This window comes from Kitasatospora fiedleri (assembly GCF_948472415.1).
Taxonomy (GTDB): domain Bacteria; phylum Actinomycetota; class Actinomycetes; order Streptomycetales; family Streptomycetaceae; genus Kitasatospora; species Kitasatospora fiedleri.
Map to the genome: position 1 here is coordinate 3364005 of NZ_OX419519.1, position 17017 is coordinate 3381021.

Consider the following 17017-nt stretch of genomic DNA (forward strand, 5'->3'; position numbering starts at 1 on the left):
TCACAGGAGGCGTGACCCATGTTCCGCACCATGCTCAAGTCCAAGATCCACCGTGCCACCGTCACCCAGGCCGACCTGCACTACGTCGGTTCGGTGACGGTCGACGAGGACCTGCTCGACGCCGCGGACCTGCTCCCCGGCGAGCTGGTCCACATCGTCGACATCAACAACGGCGCCCGGCTGGAGACCTACACCATCGCCGGCCCGCGCGGCTCGGGCGTCATAGGCATCAACGGCGCCGCCGCGCGCCTGGTCCACCCCGGCGACCTGGTGATCCTGATCGCCTACGGGCAGATGGACACCGCCGAGGCCAAGGCGTACCTGCCGAAGGTGGTGTTCGTCGACGAGCGCAACCGGATCACCGGCCTCGGCGGCGACCCCGCGGACGCCCCCGAGGGCAGCGGACTGGTGCGCGGGGACGGCGCGTACGGTGGTGCGAACGGCGCGGCCGACGCCGCCGCGCGCTGAAGGAGCAGCTGAACCCATGTCGCACCGCCTGACCGCCCCCGCCCCCGGCTGGACCACGAGCACCGACGTGGTCGTGATCGGCTCCGGCGTGGCCGGGCTCACCGTCGCGCTCAACGCCCGCAAGGCCGGCCTGCGGGCCATGGTGGTCACCAAGGCGGTGCTGGACGAGGGCTCCACCCGCTGGGCCCAGGGCGGCATCGCCGCCGCCCTGGGCGAGGGCGACACCCCGGAGCAGCACCTCCAGGACACCCTGGTCGCGGGCGCCGGCCTGTGCGACGAGGAGGCGGTGCGCACCCTGGTCACCGAGGGCCCGGACGCGGTGCGCCGGCTCATCGAGGCGGGCGCCGAGTTCGACCTCGACGAGGACGGCGAGATCGTGCTGACCCGCGAGGGCGGCCACCACCGCCGCCGGATCGCGCACGCCGGCGGCGACGCCACCGGCGCCGAGATCGAGCGCGCCCTGGTCGCCGCGATCGAGGCCGACCCGGGCCTGGAGCTGATCGAGCACGCCCTGGTCCTGGACCTGCTCACCGACGCCGACGGGCACGCCTCCGGCGTCACCCTGCACGTGATGGGCGAGGGCCAGCGCGACGGCGTCGGCGCGATCCTGGCCCGGGCCGTGGTGCTGGCCACCGGCGGCATGGGCCAGGTCTTCTCGGCCACCACCAACCCGGCGGTCTCCACCGGCGACGGCGTCGCGCTCGCCCTGCGGGCCGGCGCCGAGGTCACCGACCTGGAGTTCGTCCAGTTCCACCCGACCGTGCTGTTCCTCGGCCCGGACGCCCAGGGCCAGCAGCCGCTGGTCTCCGAGGCGGTCCGCGGCGAGGGCGCGCACCTGGTCGACGCGGACGGGGTCCGCTTCATGGTCGGCCAGCACGAACTGGCCGAACTCGCCCCGCGCGACATCGTCGCCAAGGCGATCATCCGCCGGATGCACGAGCAGGGCGCCCGGCACATGTACCTGGACGGGCGGCACTTCGGCGCCGAGATGTGGGAGCACCGCTTCCCCACCATCCTGGCCGCCTGCCGGGCGCACGGCATCGACCCGGTCACCGAGCCGATCCCGGTCTCCCCGGCCGCCCACCACGCCTCCGGCGGCGTCCGCACCGACCTGCACGGCCGCACCACCGTCCCGGGCCTGTACGCCTGCGGCGAGGTCGCCTGCACCGGCGTGCACGGCGCCAACCGGCTGGCCTCCAACTCGCTGCTGGAGGGCCTGGTCTTCGCCGAGCGGATCGCCGCCGACCTGGCCGCGCTGAACGCCGCCGGCCGGCTCCCGGCCCGCACCGTCACCACCGACGCGGCGCACGCGGCCGAGCCCGTCCCGCTGCTGCCCGCCGGGGCCCGCGGCGAGCTCCAGCAGCTGATGTCCGCCGGCGCGGGCGTGATCCGCTCCGCGGACTCGCTGGCCGCCACCGCCAAGGGCCTGGCCGGCCTGGCCGACCCGGACCACCCCGGCTCCCCGTCCGTGGAGACCTGGGAGGCCACCAACCTGCACCAGGTCGCCACCGCCCTCACCGCCTCCGCCGCCCTGCGCCAGGAGACCCGCGGCTGCCACTGGCGCGAGGACTTCCCCGACCGCGACGACGCCCACTGGCACCGCCACGTCGTCCACCCGCTCGCCGGCTGACGTCCGCGAGCGCACCCCCGCCAGCCGATCCCCGTACCGCCGAAACCTGGAGCCCTGCCACCATGTCCCACTCCGAACTGCCCCTCCTGTCCACCGAGTCCGGCGGCTGCGGCGACGGCTGCGCGTGCGGCGAGGGCGAGGAGTACGAGACCGGTCTCGACCCGGCGCTCGCCGCCCTGCTGGAGGACGCCGGGCTGGACCCGGTCGAGGTGGAGGACGTGGCGATGACGGCCCTGTCCGAGGACCTGGCCGGCGGCGAGGACGTCACCTCGGTGGCGACCGTCCCGGCCGAGGCCGTCGCCACCGCGGACTTCACCGCCCGCCAGGCGGGCGTGGTGGCCGGTCTGCGGGTGGCGGAGGCCGTCGTCTCGCTGGTCTGCGAGGAGGAGTTCGAGGTCGAGCGGCACGTCGAGGACGGCGAGCGGGTCGCCCCCGGCCAGGTGCTGCTCTCGGTGCGCAGCCGCACCCGGGACCTGCTCACCGCCGAGCGCTCGGCGCTGAACCTGCTCTGCCACCTGTCCGGCATCGCCACCGCGACCCGGGCCTGGGCGGACGCGCTGGAGGGCACCGGCGCGGTGGTCCGCGACACCCGCAAGACCACCCCGGGCCTGCGCGCGCTGGAGAAGTTCGCGGTGCGGGCCGGCGGCGGCGCCAACCACCGGATGGCGCTCTCGGACGCCGCGCTGGTCAAGGACAACCACGTGGTCGCCGCGGGCGGCGTGGTGGAGGCGTTCACCGCCGTGCGCGAGGCGTTCCCGGAGCTGCCGATCGAGGTCGAGGTGGACACGGTCGAGCAGATCGCGCCCGTCCTGGAGGCCGGCGCCGACCTGATCCTGCTGGACAACTTCACCCCCGCGCAGCTGCGCGAGGCGGTCGCGCTGGTCGCGGGCCGGGCGAAGCTGGAGGCTTCCGGCGGCCTGACCCTGGCCACCGCGCGCGAGGTCGCCGAGACCGGGGTCGACTACCTGGCCGTCGGCGCCCTGACGCACTCCGCCCCGATCCTCGACATCGGCCTGGACCTCCGCAGCTCCTGACCCTTCGAACCCCGACCCTTCGAAGCAGAAAGCGCCCCCATGCTCCTCACCATCGACGTCGGCAACACCCAGACCACGCTCGGCCTGTTCGACGGCGAGGAGATCGTCGAGCACTGGCGGATCTCCACCGACCCGCGCCGCACCGCGGACGAACTCGCGGTGCTGATGCAGGGCCTGATGGGCGCCCACCCGATCGTCTCGGCGGACGACCGGGTGGCCGGCCTGGCGATCTGCTCCTCGGTGCCGGCCGTCCTGCACGAACTGCGCGAGGTGACCCGCCGCTACTACGGGGACGTCCCGGCGGTGATCGTCGAGCCGGGCGTGAAGACCGGCGTGCACGTGCTGATGGACAACCCGAAGGAGGTCGGCGCGGACCGGATCGTCAACGCGCTGGCCGCCAACCACCTGTACGGCGGCCCGTGCATCGTGGTCGACTTCGGCACCGCGACCACCTTCGACGCGATCAACGCGCGCGGCGACTACGTGGGCGGCGCGATCGCCCCGGGCATCGAGATCTCGGTGGACGCCCTGGGCGGCCGGACCGCGATGCTCCGCAAGATCGAGCTGGCCCGCCCGCGGAACGTGATCGGCAAGAACACCGTCGAGGGCATGCAGTCGGGCATCCTGTACGGCTTCGCCGGCCAGGTCGACGGCCTGGTCAACCGGATGGCCAAGGAACTCTCCAAGGACCCGAACGACGTCCAGGTGATCGCCACCGGCGGCCTGGCCCCGCTGGTGCTCGGCGAGGCCGACTCGATCGACGTGCACGAGCCCTGGCTGACCCTGATCGGCCTGCGCCTGATCTTCGAACGCAACCGCCCGGCCACCGCCGCCTGACGCCCCCGGCCACCGCCGCCCGACGCCCCCGGCCACCGCCGCCCGACACCCCGACCGCCCCGCCCGGGCCCCGGTCCGCCCCGGCGGGCGCCGGGGCCCGCCGCGTTCCCGGGGCGCGGTCGGCCCACGGGCCATCTCATAGGCCAATCGGGACAAACACGTCATCAATCGCCATAAGTCGGACGCACGACACGTACTGTCGACCCATGCCAACGCCACACGGATCGCGCGGCGGCATGGCCTTCAGCGCCGATGAAGTCCGGGTGCTGCGCCGTGTCCTCGCCCAAGCCCTCTACCCGGCCGCGCCCGACCGGCTCCCGCTGCCCGCCGCGGCCGGCGAACTGTGGACCGAGGACGTGCAGGACGCGCTACGGCTGACCGAGGCCATCGACGAGGCGGTCCAGGAGGGCGGGCGGCTGCGGGCCTTCATGCTCACCGACCTGGCCCGCTACCGGGCCGCCCTGCCCGGGAGCGTCGCGGGCTACCTGGACCGCCTGGAGGAGGCCGTCGCCGACGGCTACCTGCCCACCGCCGAGGACCTCTCGGCCCTGCGCTCGCTGTCCCGCCAGCCCTGCGGCCCGCCCGAACAGGCCCGCCGCTCCCGGCTCGCCGGCCGCTGCCACGCGCTCGCCGAGGCCGAGGTCCGCGAGCGGCTCTCGCTGGGCTCCGGCCAGCGGCACCTCGCGGCGGTGCCCAGCCCGGCGTCCGAACCCCAGCCCGCCACCCCAGTCGGAGGACGGTCCCCGATGAACGACCAGCAGCCCCCGCACCCGGCCGAGCGCCCCCGTCCCCGCCGGATGCCCACCCCGCCGAGCTGTTCGGCCGCCGCGCCCGGTCGGCCCCGCACCAGGAGCCGCCGGCCGACGAGGAGCGGCCGGAACTCGCCACCGGCACCGACGGCTGACCGGCCGCCGCAGCGCACCGCGAGCCCCCTCCGTCCGGAGGGGGCTCCGCCGTTCCGGGCGCCCCCGCCGACATCCCGTGACGGAGCGGGCCGTGAGCCTGGCTACCCTGGTGGGGTGAGTGATCAGAGCACCGTCCCCGCGACCGACGACCTTCCCGAGCAGATGCGCGTCCGGCGCGAGAAGCTGGACCGGCTCCGGGCGGCCGGCGTCGACCCGTACCCGGTCGGCTTCCCCCGCACCACCACCATCGCCGAGCTGCGCGACAAGCACCCCGACCTGGCCGCGGACACCGCCACCGGCGAGCGGGTCGGCGTCACCGGCCGGGTGGTCCTGGCCCGCACCGGCGGCAAGCTCTGCTTCGCCACCCTGCGGGACGGCTCCGGCGACCTCCAGGTGATGCTCTCCCTGGACCGGCTGGGCGCCGAGCGGCTGGCCGCCTGGAAGGGCGACATCGACCTCGGCGACCAGGTCGGCGTCGAGGGCGAGGTGATCACCTCCAAGCGCGGCGAGCTCAGCGTGATGGTCGACCGCTGGGAGCTGACCGCCAAGTGCCTGCGCCCGCTGCCGGACAAGCACAAGGGCCTGAACGACCCGGAGGCCCGGGTCCGCCAGCGCTACGTGGACCTGATCGTCAACCCCGAGGCGCGCGAGATGCTCCAGCTGCGCACCCGGGTGATCCGCTCGATCCGCCGCACCTACGAGGACCGCGGCTACCTCGAGGTCGAGACCCCGATGCTGCAGCCGATCCACGGCGGCGCCAACGCCCGCCCGTTCACGACGCACATCAACGCGTACGGCATCGACCTGTACCTGCGCATCGCCACCGAGCTGTACCTCAAGCGCCTGGTGGTCGGCGGCGCCGAGAAGGTCTTCGAGATCAACCGGAACTTCCGCAACGAGGGCGCGGACGCCACCCACAACCCGGAGTTCACCGCCCTGGAGTCGTACGAGGCGTACGGCGACTACGACACCCAGGCCGAGCTGATCCGGGCGGTCATCGTCAACGCCGCCCGGGACGCGCTGGGCACCACCGTGGTCAGGGGCCTGGGCCCGGACGGCGTCGAGCACGAGATCGACCTGGCCGAGCCCTGGGAGGAGGTCTCGGTCTACCCGGGCATCTCCGCCCACCTGGGCACCGAGGTCACCCCGGCCACCTCCGCCGAGGAGCTGCGGAAGCTGGCCGCCGAGCACGGCCTGGGCGAGTACCTGGACCCGGCCTGGGACCACGGCCAGATCGTGCTGGAGCTGATCGAGCGCCTGCTGGAGCACCACGCGATCCGGCCGACCTTCATCAAGGACTACCCGACCTCGGTCTCCCCGCTGACCCGGCAGCACCGCTCGGTCGAGGGCGTCGCGGAGAAGTGGGACCTGGTGATCTTCGGCACCGAGATCGGCACCGCCTACTCCGAGCTGGTCGACCCGGTCGAGCAGCGCGCCCGGCTCACCGCGCAGTCGCTGCTGGCGGCCGGCGGCGACGTCGAGGCGATGCAGCTGGACGAGGACTTCCTGCGCGCCCTGGAGTACGCGATGCCGCCCACCGGCGGCCTCGGCCTGGGCGTGGACCGCCTGATCATGCTGCTCACCGGCAAGAACATCCGCGAGACGGTGCTCTTCCCGCTGGTGAAGCCGGAGAAGGCGGCGAAGAACGAGCGGACCGCCGCCGAGAGCGCGTCCGAACCGACCGAGGAGTAACCGATGGAGTACGTCAGCGCGATCGTCCCGCCGCTGGTCATGGCGGTCGGTTTCGCCTTCCTGGTGCGGGCCATCATCCGCAGCCAGGGCGGCGCCCAGAAGGCCAAGGAGGACGCCGCCGCCGAGGCCATGGCGGCGCGTCCCGCCGCCGAATAGCGGTCCCCGGGCCGGTGCGCCGTTCCCCCCTCCGGGGAGCGGCGCGCCGGTCCGTTTGCCGTTTGCCGCCTTTTGTCCGCATCGGTCCTATCCTTGGCGGCACTATGGTGCGGCAACTCGGAGAACTCGAGAACGACATCATGACCCGGGTGTGGCAGTGGAACCGCCCGGTCACGGTTCGGGAGGTTCTGCAGGATCTGCGGTCGGAACGCGAAATCGCGTACACCACCGTGATGACGGTGCTCGACAAGCTCTATCGAAAGGGCTGGGTGCGCCGGGAGCGCGCCGGGCGCGCATACCGATATGAGCCGGTCTCCTCCCGGGAGGCGTACACCGCCGCGCTGATGAACGACGCCTGGGCGACGAGCGACAATCCGGCCGCCGCCCTGGTGCACTTCTTCGGGATGATGTCCCCGGAACAGCGCGAGTGGTTGCGCGACGCGCTGCGGGTGGCGGGTGCCGATACCGAGGAGACCGGGCCGCCCGCGGCACGATAACGTTCCCCGGCATGGAGGTCACCATCCGCCGTGCGCGGACCACCGACGTGCGCGCCGTCCGCCGGCTCATCGACGCCTACTCCCGGGACGGCATTCTGCTCGACAAGCCGACCGTCACGCTGTTCGAATCCGTCCAGGAGTTCTGGGTCGCCGAACGCGACCAGGACGGCCGGGTGGTGGCCTGCGGCGCGCTCCACGTGATGTGGGAGGACCTCGCCGAGGTGCGCACCCTCGCGGTGGACCCGGTCTGCAAGGGCCTCGGTATCGGGCACCTGCTGCTGGACAAGCTGCTGGAGACCGCGCGCTGGCTCGGCGTCCGTCGGATTTTCTGCCTGACGTTCGAGGTTCCGTTCTTCTCGAAACACGGCTTCGTGGAGATCGGCGAAAACGACGATCGTACGGCAGACCCGGCGGCCGTGGCCACAGAAGTCTATGAAGAACTCCTGCGCTCGTACGACGAAGGCGTCGCCGAGTTCCTCGACCTGGAGCGGGTGAAGCCGAACACGCTGGGCAACTCGCGGATGCTGCTGCACCTGTGAGTCGTGCCCTGCGGCACGACCGGCGACACAGGGGTTTGTGTTTTCCGGGAAAAGACGCTTTCCTTTCTCCAGGCAATGGATCGTTATCGCGGAAAGGGAAGCCCGTGGCACAGAGGGTTCAGGTCATTCTGGAAGACGATCTCGACGGTGGCTCCGCGGACGAGACGGTGACGTTCGCCCTGGACGGCGTGGCCTACGAGATCGACCTGAAGAGCGACAACGCGGAGAAGCTCCGCGACCTGCTCGCCCCGTACGTCGAGAAGGGCCGCAAGCAGAGCGGCCGGCTGACCGCCCCGCGGCGCGGTGGCAGCGGCGGCGGGCGCAGCGGCGGCGGCCGGTCCGCCGCGGCCGGCCAGGCCGACACCGCCAAGATCCGCACCTGGGCGAAGGAGAACGGCCTCCCGGTCAACGACCGCGGCCGCGTCCCGAGCAACGTGCGCGAGGCGTACGAGAAGGCCAACGCCTCCTGACGGCGGCTCCCGAGGGAGCCGCCCGAGCCCCGGCGGGGCTCTCAGCGGGCGGGCGGCAGGCCCAGCCGTTCCCGCGCGCAGGCGTCCGCGAGGGCGTCCAGCAGGTGCAGCAGGGCGGGCGAGCGCAGGTCCAGGGCGGGCCGCGGCGCTCCGGCCCGCAGCCAGTCGGCGGTCCGCGGTTCGGGCACCCGGGGGTCTCCCGGGTGCGCCGCCCGGGCCTCGATCGGCAGCCCCAGCTCCGGGCCCCAGCCCAGCCAGCGGAGCAGGTCGGGCACCGGCTCGGCGGCCCCCGGGGCGAGCAGGAAGACGGCCCGGCCGGACTGCCGCAGCACCGGCCCGGTGGGGCGGCCCAGCCGCTCCAGCCGGCCCAGCGCGGCCCGCGCGGGCCCCAGCGGCGCGGTCACCCGGTCCGAGCCGCGCCAGCCGACCGCCGCACGGGGTGCGGCCGGGGCGGGCGGGGCGGGCGGCGGCGGACGGGTCACGACCTGTGCAACGCTGGAGGGGCCGGGCGGTCACGCGACCGCCACCGGAACGGCGGTGAGCCGCCCTCGGCCGACCTGACGGCCCGTCATCGAGGTCCCCGGTCGGCAGACTTCTCGCCAGGCGAACACAGACCCCCGGGAAACCACGCGAAACCCGCCGGATTACCGGGTATGAATGCTGGTGGACGGGCTCCGCGGAGTCCGCCCGCGGCACACCGCGGGGCCGGTCCGCCGGTTCCGCCGGACCGTGTTCGCCGTTGGCGTAGCGGTATCCGGTGCATCGGGCCCGTCGCTGGGAACACCGTCTCCCAGCATCAGGTTGGGAAAGGTGTCGGCTGGTCGCGCAGCATGTTGCTCCCGCTCCGTGGGAGTTCCGTAGCCGCGCTGCTGAGCGGGACTAGCATGCGGAAGGACAGGGCGGGGACGGCCCCCGAACTGACCGACCGCTCTGAGGAGCGATTAACGATGTTCGAGAGGTTCACCGACCGCGCGCGGCGGGTTGTCGTCCTGGCACAGGAAGAAGCCCGGATGCTCAACCACAACTACATCGGCACCGAGCACATCCTCCTGGGCCTGATCCACGAGGGCGAGGGTGTCGCCGCAAAGGCGCTGGAGAGCCTCGGCATCTCGCTCGAGGCGGTCCGCCAGCAGGTGGAGGAGATCATCGGCCAGGGCCAGCAGGCCCCGTCCGGGCACATCCCCTTCACCCCCCGGGCGAAGAAGGTCCTGGAGCTGTCGCTCCGCGAGGCGCTTCAGCTCGGCCACAACTACATCGGCACCGAGCACATCCTGCTCGGCCTGATCCGCGAGGGCGAGGGCGTCGCCGCCCAGGTCCTGGTGAAGCTCGGCGCCGACCTGAACCGGGTGCGCCAGCAGGTCATCCAGCTGCTGTCCGGCTACCAGACCGGCAGCGGCAAGGAGTCGGCCACGGCCGGCGGTCCCGCCGAGGGCACCCCCTCCACCTCCCTGGTGCTCGACCAGTTCGGGCGCAACCTGACGCAGGCCGCCCGCGAGGCCAAGCTCGACCCGGTGATCGGGCGCGAGAAGGAGATCGAGCGGGTCATGCAGGTGCTGTCCCGCCGCACCAAGAACAACCCGGTGCTGATCGGCGAGCCCGGCGTCGGCAAGACCGCCGTCGTCGAGGGCCTGGCCCAGGCGATCGTCAAGGGCGAGGTCCCGGAGACGCTGAAGGACAAGCAGCTCTACACGCTGGACCTCGGCGCCCTGGTGGCCGGCTCGCGCTACCGCGGTGACTTCGAGGAGCGCCTGAAGAAGGTGCTCAAGGAGATCCGCACCCGCGGCGACATCATCCTGTTCATCGACGAGCTCCACACCCTGGTGGGTGCGGGCGCCGCCGAGGGCGCGATCGACGCCGCCTCCATCCTGAAGCCGATGCTGGCCCGCGGTGAGCTGCAGACCATCGGCGCCACCACGCTGGACGAGTACCGCAAGCACCTGGAGAAGGACGCCGCGCTGGAGCGCCGCTTCCAGCCGATCCAGGTCGCCGAGCCCTCGCTCCCGCACACCATCGAGATCCTCAAGGGCCTGCGCGACCGGTACGAGGCGCACCACCGGGTCTCGATCACCGACGCCGCCCTGGTCGCCGCCGCCACCCTGGCCGACCGGTACATCTCGGACCGCTTCCTGCCGGACAAGGCGATCGACCTGATCGACGAGGCCGGTTCCCGGATGCGCATCCGCCGGATGACCGCGCCGCCGGACCTGCGCGAGTTCGACGAGAAGATCGCCGACGTGCGCCGGGAGAAGGAGTCCGCGATCGACGCGCAGGACTTCGAGAAGGCCGCGTCGCTGCGCGACAACGAGAAGCAGCTGCTCCAGGCGAAGGCCAAGCGGGAGAAGGAGTGGAAGGCCGGCGACATGGACGTCGTGGCCGAGGTGGACGAGGAGCTCATCGCCGAGGTCCTGGCCACCGCCACCGGCATCCCGGTCTTCAAGCTGACCGAGGAGGAGTCCTCGCGCCTGCTGCGCATGGAGGACGAGCTGCACAAGCGGGTCATCGGCCAGGAGGACGCGATCAAGGCGCTCTCCCAGGCGATCCGCCGTACCCGGGCGGGTCTGAAGGACCCGAAGCGCCCCGGTGGCTCGTTCATCTTCGCCGGCCCGTCCGGCGTCGGTAAGACCGAGCTGTCCAAGACCCTGGCGGAGTTCCTGTTCGGGGACGAGGACGCGCTGATCGCGCTGGACATGTCCGAGTTCTCGGAGAAGCACACCGTCTCCCGGCTGTTCGGCTCCCCGCCCGGCTACGTGGGCTACGAGGAGGGCGGCCAGCTCACCGAGAAGGTGCGTCGCAAGCCGTTCTCGGTGGTCCTGTTCGACGAGGTCGAGAAGGCCCACCCGGACATCTTCAACTCGCTGCTGCAGATCCTGGAGGACGGTCGCCTGACCGACTCCCAGGGCCGGGTCGTGGACTTCAAGAACACGGTCATCATCATGACCACCAACCTCGGCACCCGGGACATCTCCAAGGGCTTCAACCTGGGCTTCGCCGCCACGGGTGACGTCCAGGCCGGCTACGAGCGGATGAAGGCGAAGGTCGGCGAGGAGCTCAAGCAGCACTTCCGCCCCGAGTTCCTGAACCGCGTCGACGACATCGTGGTCTTCCACCAGCTGTCCGAGGCGAACATCATCGAGATCGTCGACCTGATGATCGCCCGGGTCGACCAGCGGATGAAGGACCGCGACATGGGCATCGAGCTCAGCGTCGAGGCCAAGCAGCTGCTGGCCAAGCGCGGCTACGACCCGATCCTGGGCGCGCGTCCGCTGCGCCGCACGATCCAGCGGGAGATCGAGGACCACCTGTCCGAGAAGATCCTGTTCGGCGAGCTGCGGGCCGGCCACATCGTGGTGGTCGGTGTGGAGGGCGAGGGCAAGGAAGCCAAGTTCACCTTCCGCGGTGAGGAGAAGTCCCCGGTGGCGGACACTCCCGCGGCGGTCTCGGCGGCCGGTCCGGACCTGACCAAGTAATAGCCCCGCAAAGCGTTCGGCAAGCCGCCGCCCCCGACCCGATCAGGTCGGGGGCGGCGGCTTTTTGCCGTCCCGCTCTTCAGTTGAAAAACTGTTTAGGTTTCCGTGTGCTGTGAATGCGGCCGGGCGGCCCGCCGAACGGGTGGACCGCGGCGCGGTGCGGACACGACCGACCCTTGACCGGCGGGAACGGTCGGTAGGTTGACGGACCGTCAGCGAAACCGGGATGCGGGAGCATAGCGGCGTGGCCATGCCAGGGTCAAGGTCTTTCTTTTTTACCGGACCTTGGGTCAAATGTCGTCCACCTGTCTTGCATTGGTTCACCGGTTCGGCCAACCAGCCCGACCGGTAAGGGGAGGACGTCACCACGTTGAAGATAACCAAGAGGGCTGTCGCGGCTTCCGCCGCCATCGCGGTGACCGCCGCGCTGGGCGCCGGAATGCTCCCGGGGACCGCCACCGCCGCCCCCGCGACCAAGACGGTCACCGACCCGGCCGAGGCGCTCCAGAACGACAGCGTCCCGCGCGAACTGCAGAGCCCGCTGGCCGACAAGCAGCAGGCCGAGCAGACCGCCGCGGTGGAGCAGTTGGTCAACGGCACCGCGAAGGTCGAGCAGCACGGCAGCGGTTCCTCGATCAAGCTGGGCCGCGACAAGTACGTCGAGCTGTCCCGCGAGCGCACCGACAAGATCTTCACGATCCTGGTCGACTTCGGCACCCAGGTGGACACCACCACCACGACCGCGGACGGCAAGGTCAAGTACGGCGGCACCCCCGGCCCGGCGCACAACCAGATCGCCGCCCCGGACCGCAAGAACGACAACTCGACGGCCTGGCAGGCGGACTACAACCAGGCGCACTACCAGGACATCTACTTCGCGAAGAACAAGCCCTCGCTGAAGACGTACTACGAGCGCCAGTCCTCCGGCCGGTACTCGGTCGACGGCCTGGTCACCGACTGGGTGCGGGTGCCGTGGAACGAGGCCCGCTACGGCTCGGACTACTGCGGCCAGCACGTCTGCGCCAACGCGCAGGACCTGATCCGCGACGGCATCGACGCCTGGGTCGCCGACCAGAAGGCCAAGGGCCGCACCGACGCCCAGATCAAGGCCGACCTGGCGCAGTACGACCAGTGGGACCGCTACGACTACGACGGCGACGGCAACTTCAACGAGCCGGACGGCTACCTGGACCACTTCCAGATCGTCCACGCCGGTGAGGACCAGTCGGCCGGCGGCGGCGTCCAGGGCACCGACGCGCTGTGGGCGCACCGCTCCTACGCGTACGCCAACCAGGCCGGCAAGACCGGCCCGGACAACAACAAGCTCGGCGGCACCCAGATCGGCGCCACCGGCCTGTGGGTCGGCGACTACACCATGCAGCCGGAGAACGGCGGCCTGGGCGTGTTCGCCCACGAGTACGGCCACGACCTGGGCCTGCCGGACCTGTACGACACCTCCGGCCAGGGCATCGACAACTCGGTCGGCTTCTGGTCGCTGATGTCCTCCGGCTCCTGGCTGGGCGAGGGCAAGAACGAGATCGGCGACATGCCGAACGACCTCGACGTCTGGTCGAAGCTCAAGCTGGGCTGGCTGAACTACGACACCGCCAAGGCCGGCAAGGAGTCGCTCTCGCTGCTCGGCCCGGTCGAGTACAACAGCAAGCGCAAGCAGGGCCTGATCGTCAACCTGCCGGCGAAGACCGTCACCACCGAGGTCAACACCCCGTTCGAGGGCGCCAACGAGTGGTGGAGCGGCAGCGCCGACGACCTGAACGTCGCGCTGACCCGTGACCTGGACCTGACCGGGAAGACCTCGGCCACGCTGACCGCGAAGGCCTGGTTCGACCTGGAGACGGACTACGACTACGCGTACGCCGAGGTCTCCACCGACGGCGGCAAGAACTGGACCCCGCTGGCCGGCACCTTCAACGGCACCGCGCTGCCGGACAACGCCATCAACGGCTCCAGCAACGGCGCCTGGGGCGACCTGTCCTTCCCGCTGGACGCCTACGCCGGCAAGGCCGTCAAGGTCCGCTTCCACAACACCACCGACGGCGGCGTCCACTACAAGGGCCTGGCCCTGGACAACATCGCGGTGACCGCGGACGGCGCGACCCTGTTCACCGACGGCGCCGAGAACGGCGACAACGGCTGGACCGCCACCGGGTTCTCCCGGATCACCGGCAAGTTCGCCAAGGACTACGACCAGCACTACCTGGTCGAGAACCGCCAGTACGTCTCGTACGACACCACGCTGAAGACCGGCCCGTACAACTTCGGCTCGGCCGCCCGTCCGGACTGGGTGGAGCACTACGCCAACCAGAACGGCATCCTGATCTGGCTGTGGGACTCCTCGCAGTCGGACAACAACGTGGCCAACCACCCGGGCCAGGGCCTGATCCTCCCGATCGACGCCCACCCGGCCCCGCTGAAGTGGAGCGACGGCACGCTGCTGCGCCCGCGCTTCCAGGGCTACGACTCGACCTTCGGCTTCGAGCGCACCGACGGCCTGAACATCCACAAGGCCGACGTGCTCACCAAGATCCCGAGCTCGCGCGGGGTGACGGTCTTCAACGACCACACCACCAAGTACTGGTCGGCCGACAACCCGTACAGCAGCGTCCAGGTCCCGGACACCGGCACCCAGATCGAGGTGCTGTGGCAGTCCTACAACGACCTGGAGGCCCTGATCCACGTCAAGCCGGTCCGGAAGAAGTGACCCGGCGGCGGTAGCGACAGCGAGGGCCCCGGCGGTTTCCGAACCGCCGGGGCCCTTCGCGTGCCCGGGCGCACCCGGCGGGCCGGTCAGAGCAGGGCGAGGAAGCCCTCCAGCGCCTCGGTGACCTCCTTGGCGCTCCACTCGGCGGCGTCGGCGGCCACCGTCACCTCGGTCATCGACAGGCCGGGCTGCGGGCCCGGCTCGCGCCAGGCGCCGAACAGCGCGACGCCCTGCTCCTCGGCCTGCCGCAGGCCGGCCTCGTTCAGGCGGTCGGCGGGGTGCGGCAGCCAGAACTGGAACTGGTGGGTGTGCGGCGGCTCGGGGTGCACCCGGGCGCCCGGGGCGCCGGCGAGCGCGGCGGCGACCACCTTGGCGTGCGCCACGTACCCGGGCAGCCGGGGCAGCTCGCGCTCCAGGCCGGCCAGTGCGGAGAGCACCGCCGGCCACTGCTGCCAGAGGTTGCCGCCGTAGCGGTGCCGCCAGACCCGCAGCCGGCGCACGTACTCCTCCTCGCCGGCCACCAGGGCGCCGCTGTGGCCGCCGAGCGACTTGTAGCAGGAGACGTACACCGAGCCGGCCCGGGCGCAGACCTCCGGCAGGGTGCGGCCCAGGTGCGGGGCGGACTCCCAGAGCCGGGCCCCGTCCAGGTGGACCGGGCGGCCCTGGCGCTCGGCCAGTTCGTACAGCGCCTCCAGCTCGGCCCAGGCGGGCAGCAGGAAGCCGGCGTCGCGCAGCGGCAGCTCCAGCATCAGCACGTCGTACGGCTCGTCCAGGGCGGCCAGCTCGGCGGCGGCGGGGTGCCGGGGGGCGGTGGTCTGCGGGACGCTGCGCAGGCCGGAGAGCACCTGGTGGGCGCGGCGCTCGTGCACCTCGGGGTGGGCGAGCGGGTGCATGGCGACCACCGGGCCGTGGGTGTCGGCCCAGGTCTTGAGGGCGGCCTGCTGGGCCATCGTCCCGGTCGGGAAGTAGGCGGCGTCGGGCTTGCCGAGCAGGTCGGCGGTGCGCCGCTCCAGGGTGCGGACGACGCCGCTGCCGTACACGTCGACGGGCTCGTCCAGCGGGAGGGGGCCGTCGTCCAGGGCGGCCAGGGCGGCGAGCGCCTCGCGGACGGTCTGCGGGCGGCCGCCGGAGAGCAGGCGGTCGGCCTGGCGGCGGGCCCGGAAGCGGCGGTCCTGAACAGGGGTGTCGTTCATCAGCTGATCATCTCCGACGGGGGGTTCCCCGGCCGGGGCCGGGGGCGGGTGGATCGGATGGCGCAGCTGGTTCGAAAGCCGGTTCTACCCGGGCCGGTTCGGGCCCAAACCGGGCGCTCGCCGGTGGCGCTGCTCACAGCACATTTCCGACATACGACCCACGGTAGGAGGTTCGGGGCGCGGAAAGCCGTTCCGCCCGAGGCTCCGCGGGGGTATTCCCCGCCCCTCACGCACTACCGGCCGTCGTAGGTCACACTCTTGGGCCTGCGCATCCGGTTCGTTTACACCGGAGTCGTTCCACCAGTTCGGCGAGTCGCACCGGCTCGGCCCCGCACTGGCCCCGTCCGTGAGGTACCGACTCCGATGCGTTCTCTCCCCGCCACCGGCCGCCGGGTTCTCCAGGCGATCAGCACCGGCCACGTCCGTTCCGTGCTCTCCTCCGCGCCGCTGACCACCGCCCGACTGGCCCCCGCCAAGGCGATCGCCTCCGGCGCCGCGGTGGTCGCCGCCGGCGCCCTGCTGATCCCCACCGGGCAGGCCATCGCGCAGAGCGGGCACCCGGCCGACCACGCCGCCGCGGCCACCGCCGCCACCGGCACCGCCGCCACCACCACCACCGCCGTGCAGGACTTCCGCCTGCCGGTCCAGGCCGAGCAGCCGAGCGAGCAGGCCACGGCGGTCAAGGCCGCGGTCGTCGCCTCGCTGGGCGGCGGCTCCGGGGCGGACGCCCCGGCCCAGACCCAGACCCGGACCCAGGACGAGTCGGCCTCCCGCGGCGAGGAGCGCACCGAGCTGCTGGCCGCCGGGCAGAGCGACGAGCAGCAGGCCGCGGCCCAGGCCGCCGCCGCCCAGGCCACCGCCGAGCAGCAGGCCGCCGCCGAGCAGCAGGCGGCGCAGGCGGCGCAGGCGGCGGCCGAGCAGGCCGCCCAGCAGCAGGCCGCCGAGCAGCAGGCGGCCCAGGCCGCCGCCCAGCAGGCCGCCGCCGCCGCGAAGCCGGCCTGGTCCTCGCCGGCGCCGGGCGCGACGATCAGCAACCCGTACCACAAGACCAACGCGGCGTACGCGGCCGGCTACCACACCGGCACCGACTTCGCGGTCTCGGTCGGCACCCCGGTGCTGGCGGTCGGCGACGCCACCGTGGTGTCCTCCGGCTACGCGGGCGCCTACGGCAACCAGATCGTGCTGAAGCTCTCCGACGGCCGCTTCGCCCAGTACGCGCACCTGTCGCAGCTGGGCGTGAAGGCCGGGCAGCACGTGGGCGCGGGCGACCAGGTCGGCAAGTCCGGCAACACCGGCAACTCGCACGGCCCGCACCTGCACTTCGAGATCCGCACCGCCAACCAGTACGCGAAGGTGATCGACCCGGTCGGCTACCTGAAGCAGCACGGCGCGACCAACTTCTGATCCGCC

14 protein-coding genes are annotated in these 17017 nt (G+C 72.2%); 12 read left to right on the top strand and 2 right to left on the bottom strand.

The window, feature by feature from the left end:
- The first annotated feature begins 18 nt into the window (after nt 1–18).
- The 9 genes from panD to QMQ26_RS15570 all read left to right on the top strand — a co-directional run bounded on the left by panD (nt 19) and on the right by QMQ26_RS15570 (nt 8228).
- A complete protein-coding gene (panD, locus tag QMQ26_RS15530; RefSeq protein ID WP_100837693.1) occupies nt 19–468 on the top strand; it encodes an aspartate 1-decarboxylase in 450 nt (149 codons plus the stop codon).
- 16 nt (nt 469–484) lie between these two features.
- The gene (locus QMQ26_RS15535) at nt 485–2098 is read left to right on the top strand and encodes an L-aspartate oxidase (protein WP_282206046.1); all 1614 of its coding nucleotides are present in this window, start codon (nt 485–487) and stop codon (nt 2096–2098) included.
- A 62-nt stretch (nt 2099–2160) separates the two neighbouring features.
- On the top strand, nt 2161–3132 hold the full coding sequence (gene nadC / locus QMQ26_RS15540; RefSeq protein WP_100837691.1) for a carboxylating nicotinate-nucleotide diphosphorylase: 972 nt from the start codon (nt 2161–2163) through the stop codon (nt 3130–3132).
- Nucleotides 3133–3171: 39 nt separating this feature from the next.
- Nucleotides 3172–3969, top strand: a complete 798-nt coding sequence (locus tag QMQ26_RS15545) for a type III pantothenate kinase (RefSeq protein WP_100837690.1) — start codon at nt 3172–3174, stop codon at nt 3967–3969.
- 206 nt (nt 3970–4175) lie between these two features.
- Nucleotides 4176–6566, top strand: a complete 2391-nt coding sequence (gene lysX / locus QMQ26_RS15550) for a bifunctional lysylphosphatidylglycerol synthetase/lysine--tRNA ligase LysX (RefSeq protein ID WP_282206047.1) — start codon at nt 4176–4178, stop codon at nt 6564–6566.
- A 3-nt stretch (nt 6567–6569) separates the two neighbouring features.
- On the top strand, nt 6570–6722 hold the full coding sequence (locus QMQ26_RS15555; protein WP_199847019.1) for a hypothetical protein: 153 nt from the start codon (nt 6570–6572) through the stop codon (nt 6720–6722).
- A 104-nt stretch (nt 6723–6826) separates the two neighbouring features.
- Nucleotides 6827–7219 carry a BlaI/MecI/CopY family transcriptional regulator gene (locus tag QMQ26_RS15560; RefSeq protein ID WP_100837687.1) on the top strand — a complete coding sequence of 131 codons (393 nt, stop codon included), beginning with the start codon at nt 6827–6829 and terminating at the stop codon, nt 7217–7219.
- A gap of 11 nt (nt 7220–7230) precedes the next feature.
- Complete coding sequence (locus QMQ26_RS15565; RefSeq protein ID WP_100837686.1) at nt 7231–7758, top strand: amino-acid N-acetyltransferase; 528 nt, start codon at nt 7231–7233, stop codon at nt 7756–7758.
- 104 nt (nt 7759–7862) lie between these two features.
- Nucleotides 7863–8228, top strand: coding sequence for a histone-like nucleoid-structuring protein Lsr2 (locus tag QMQ26_RS15570; RefSeq protein ID WP_100837685.1), 366 nt, complete (start codon nt 7863–7865; stop codon nt 8226–8228).
- 41 nt (nt 8229–8269) lie between these two features.
- Here the strand turns inward: QMQ26_RS15570 and QMQ26_RS15575 are convergent, their stop codons facing one another.
- Entirely contained in the window at nt 8270–8710 is a 441-nt protein-coding gene (locus tag QMQ26_RS15575; RefSeq protein WP_282206048.1) for a hypothetical protein, read from the bottom strand.
- 465 nt (nt 8711–9175) lie between these two features.
- On the opposite strand from QMQ26_RS15575, the gene QMQ26_RS15580 reads away from it, so the two are divergent.
- Nucleotides 9176–11695, top strand: coding sequence for an ATP-dependent Clp protease ATP-binding subunit (locus QMQ26_RS15580; RefSeq protein ID WP_100837683.1), 2520 nt, complete (start codon nt 9176–9178; stop codon nt 11693–11695).
- A 370-nt stretch (nt 11696–12065) separates the two neighbouring features.
- The gene (locus QMQ26_RS15585) at nt 12066–14414 is read left to right on the top strand and encodes an immune inhibitor A domain-containing protein (RefSeq protein ID WP_449768973.1); all 2349 of its coding nucleotides are present in this window, start codon (nt 12066–12068) and stop codon (nt 14412–14414) included.
- Nucleotides 14415–14500: 86 nt separating this feature from the next.
- On the opposite strand, the gene QMQ26_RS15590 is transcribed toward QMQ26_RS15585, so the two are convergent.
- Entirely contained in the window at nt 14501–15607 is a 1107-nt protein-coding gene (locus QMQ26_RS15590; RefSeq protein WP_100837681.1) for a threonine aldolase family protein, read from the bottom strand.
- Between the two features lie 363 nt (nt 15608–15970).
- Between QMQ26_RS15590 and QMQ26_RS15595 the strand changes: the two genes are divergently transcribed.
- On the top strand, nt 15971–17011 hold the full coding sequence (locus QMQ26_RS15595; RefSeq protein WP_282206049.1) for a M23 family metallopeptidase: 1041 nt from the start codon (nt 15971–15973) through the stop codon (nt 17009–17011).
- Nucleotides 17012–17017: the final 6 nt, after the last annotated feature.

Excerpts from the sequence above, each read along its gene's own strand:
- QMQ26_RS15560 (WP_100837687.1), top strand. The coding sequence starts at position 6,827 with ATGGTGCGGCAACTCGGAGAACTCGAGAACGACATCATGACCCGGGTG.
- QMQ26_RS15590 (WP_100837681.1), bottom strand. The coding sequence starts at position 15,607 with ATGAACGACACCCCTGTTCAGGACCGCCGCTTCCGGGCCCGCCGCCAG.
- nadC (WP_100837691.1), top strand. The coding sequence starts at position 2,161 with ATGTCCCACTCCGAACTGCCCCTCCTGTCCACCGAGTCCGGCGGCTGC.
- QMQ26_RS15535 (WP_282206046.1), top strand. The coding sequence starts at position 485 with ATGTCGCACCGCCTGACCGCCCCCGCCCCCGGCTGGACCACGAGCACC.
- QMQ26_RS15555 (WP_199847019.1), top strand. The coding sequence starts at position 6,570 with ATGGAGTACGTCAGCGCGATCGTCCCGCCGCTGGTCATGGCGGTCGGT.
- lysX (WP_282206047.1), top strand. The coding sequence starts at position 4,176 with ATGCCAACGCCACACGGATCGCGCGGCGGCATGGCCTTCAGCGCCGAT.
- QMQ26_RS15595 (WP_282206049.1), top strand. The coding sequence starts at position 15,971 with ATGCGTTCTCTCCCCGCCACCGGCCGCCGGGTTCTCCAGGCGATCAGC.
- QMQ26_RS15545 (WP_100837690.1), top strand. The coding sequence starts at position 3,172 with ATGCTCCTCACCATCGACGTCGGCAACACCCAGACCACGCTCGGCCTG.
- QMQ26_RS15580 (WP_100837683.1), top strand. The coding sequence starts at position 9,176 with ATGTTCGAGAGGTTCACCGACCGCGCGCGGCGGGTTGTCGTCCTGGCA.
- QMQ26_RS15565 (WP_100837686.1), top strand. The coding sequence starts at position 7,231 with ATGGAGGTCACCATCCGCCGTGCGCGGACCACCGACGTGCGCGCCGTC.
- panD (WP_100837693.1), top strand. The coding sequence starts at position 19 with ATGTTCCGCACCATGCTCAAGTCCAAGATCCACCGTGCCACCGTCACC.